Origin of the sequence: Thalassospira sp. NFXS8 (assembly GCF_040148805.1) — a bacterium.
Classification (GTDB): domain Bacteria; phylum Pseudomonadota; class Alphaproteobacteria; order Rhodospirillales; family Thalassospiraceae; genus Thalassospira.
Map to the genome: position 1 here is coordinate 1 of NZ_JAGEMF010000011.1, position 3,218 is coordinate 3,218.

Sequence of the window (3,218 nt, forward strand, 5' to 3'; positions counted from 1 at the left end):
TGTGACAGGGAATAAAGTACTTAACTGTGTTTTGAAGGCCCGGCGGTGACCTACTCTCCCGTGCCTTAAGACAAAGTACCATCGGCGCAGGCAGGTTTCACTGCTGAGTTCGAGAAGGGATCAGGTGGTTCCCGGCCGCTATGGCCACCGGGCCGTCGAAACACAGTTTGAGAACGGATGTGATTTTGTTTTGCGAACTTTATGACTGTATCTGTGTGCATCGGATTTTACCGCTGCGCAAGATATGCAGGTAACAGATTAGCAGGAGGGATCAATCAAGCCGATCGATCAATTAGTACTGGTTAGCTTCACACATTGCTGCGCTTCCACACCCAGCCTATCAACCTGGTGGTCTTCCAGGGATCTGATAGGGATACCTGGTCTTGAAGGGGGCTTCCCACTTAGATGCTTTCAGCGGTTATCCTGTCCGCACTTAGCTACCCGGCGATGCTCCTGGCGGAACAACCGGTACACCAGAGGTGCGTCCATCCCGGTCCTCTCGTACTAGGGACAGCTCTTCTCAAGTATCCTACGCCCACGGCAGATAGGGACCGAACTGTCTCACGACGTTCTAAACCCAGCTCACGTACCACTTTAATTGGCGAACAGCCAAACCCTTGGGACCTGCTCCAGCCCCAGGATGTGATGAGCCGACATCGAGGTGCCAAACACTCCCGTCGATGTGGACTCTTGGGGAGTATCAGCCTGTTATCCCCGGCGTACCTTTTATCCGTTGAGCGATGGCCCTTCCACGCGGGACCACCGGATCACTATGACCGACTTTCGTCTCTGCTCGACTTGTCAGTCTCGCAGTCAGGCAGGCTTTTGCCATTGCACTCTTAAGCTGATGTCCGACCAGCTTGAGCCTACCATCGCGCGCCTCCGTTACTCTTTAGGAGGCGACCGCCCCAGTCAAACTACCCGCCATGCAGGGTCCCGGATCCGGATAACGGACCTCGGTTAGATATCAGGAAGCAAAAGGGTGGTATCTCAAAGGTGGCTCCACCTCGGCTGGCGCCGGGGCTTCAAAGCCTCCCACCTATTCTGCACATTCACATCCTGATACCACTGCAAAGCTGTAGTAAAGGTGCACGGGGTCTTTCCGTCTGACCGCGGGTACTCCGCATCTTCACGGAGAATTCAATTTCGCTGAGTCGATGTTGGAGACAGTGGGGAAGTCGTTACGCCATTCGTGCAGGTCGGAACTTACCCGACAAGGAATTTCGCTACCTTAGGACCGTTATAGTTACGGCCGCCGTTTACCGGGGCTTCAATTCAATGCTTGCACATCTCCTCTTAACCTTCCGGCACCGGGCAGGCGTCAGACCCTATACGTCGTCTTGCGACTTCGCAGAGCCCTGTGTTTTTAGTAAACAGTCGCCACCCCCTGGTCTGTGCCCCCACCATAAAGTTGCCTTCATGGTGGGCCCCCTTCTCCCGAAGTTACGGGGGCAATTTGCCGAGTTCCTTCAACATCGTTCTCTCAAGCGCCTTGGTATATTCAACCTGCCCACCTGTGTCGGTTTCGGGTACGGTCCATATGTGAGAGTTATTTCCTGGACCTTCCAGGCGGCACCTCCAATCCAATAAGGAGGTACAACTTTCGAAGGCCGTCACTTCTCACGGGTACAGGAATATTAACCTGTTTCCCATCGACTACGCTTTTCAGCCTCGTCTTAGGGGCCGACTCACCCTGCGCGGATTGGCCTTGCGCAGGAACCCTTGGGCTTTCGGCGAGGGAGGTTCTCACTCCCTTTATCGCTACTCATGTCAGCATTCTCGCTTCCGATACCTCCAGCATACCTTACGGTACACCTTCACAGGCTTACGGAACGCTCCGCTACCACTTGTTCCATAAGGAACAAATCCGCAGTTTCGGTGTGTGGCTTGAGCCCCGGTACATCTTCGGCGCGGGACAGCTTATTTAGACCAGTGAGCTGTTACGCTTTCTTTAAACGATGGCTGCTTCTAAGCCAACGTCCTGGTTGTCTTGGCCGTCCTACATCCTTTCCCACTTAGCCACAACTTTGGGACCTTAACTGGCGGTCTGGGCTGTTTCCCTCTCGACCACGGACCTTAGCACCCGTAGTCTGTCTGCCAGATAGTACTCTTCGGTATTCGGAGTTTGATTAGGTTTGGTAAGCCGGTAAGGCCCCCTAGCCCATTCAGTGCTCTACCCCCGAAGGTATTCGTCTGACGCTCTACCTAAATAGATTTCGCGGAGAACCAGCTATCTCCAGGTTTGATTGGCCTTTCACCCCTAACCACAAGTCATCCCCGTCTTTTTCAACAGACGTGGGTTCGGTCCTCCAGTGACTGTTACATCACCTTCAACCTGCTCATGGCTAGATCACCTGGTTTCGGGTCTAATCCCACAAACTCAATCGCCCTATTCAGACTCGCTTTCGCTGCGCCTACACCTAACGGCTTAAGCTCGCTTGTAAGACTAACTCGCTGACCCATTATGCAAGAGGTACGCTGTCACCCCATATAGAGGCTCCAACTGCTTGTAGGCATCCGGTTTCAGGAACTATTTCACTCCCCTTATCGGGGTGCTTTTCACCTTTCCCTCACGGTACTGGTACACTATCGGTCGTCAAGGAGTACTTAGGCTTGGAGGGTGGTCCCCCCATGTTCAGACAGGATTTCACGTGTCCCGCCCTACTCGAGGACCTATGATCTTTCTACCCGTACGGGGCTATCACCCACTATGGCCGACCTTTCCAGATCGTTCCGGTTCTTAATCATAGGCCACTGGCCTGGTCCGCGTTCGCTCGCCGCTACTTACGGAGTCTCGGTTGATGTCCTTTCCTCCGGGTACTGAGATGTTTCAGTTCTCCGGGTTCGCCTCATATCGCTATGTATTCACGATATGATCACCCTATTGGGTGGGGTTTCCCCATTCAGAAATCTACGGGTCAAAGCCTGCTCTCGGCTCACCGTAGCTTATCGCAGAGTGCCACGTCTTTCATCGCCTCTTGACGCCAAGGCATCCACCAGATGCCCTTATTATGCTTGAGAGATCCCTCAGCTAACTGTTCTGCGTCTTGCGCAGGGGTAAAACCCTGACGCACGCATACAGCCAGTTCGCGATCACGTTCTTTCTGTCGTTGCGAAAAAATCACAACGGAAAGATCCGTTCTCTTTATTCCCTATTCACAATGTCAAATATCAGTCTCTCCAGCAAAAGCTGGAAACCAGTGTCTCCCAAACCTCTT

The 3,218-nt window shown here is 53.2% G+C and carries 2 rRNA genes; both read right to left on the reverse strand.

Annotated elements, in window-relative coordinates:
• Positions 1–37 precede the first annotated feature (37 nt).
• Positions 38–152, reverse strand: a 5S ribosomal RNA gene (gene rrf / locus J4E05_RS24015).
• Between the two features lie 119 nt (positions 153–271).
• A 23S ribosomal RNA gene (locus tag J4E05_RS24020) occupies positions 272–3,021 on the reverse strand.
• Positions 3,022–3,218 lie beyond the last annotated feature (197 nt).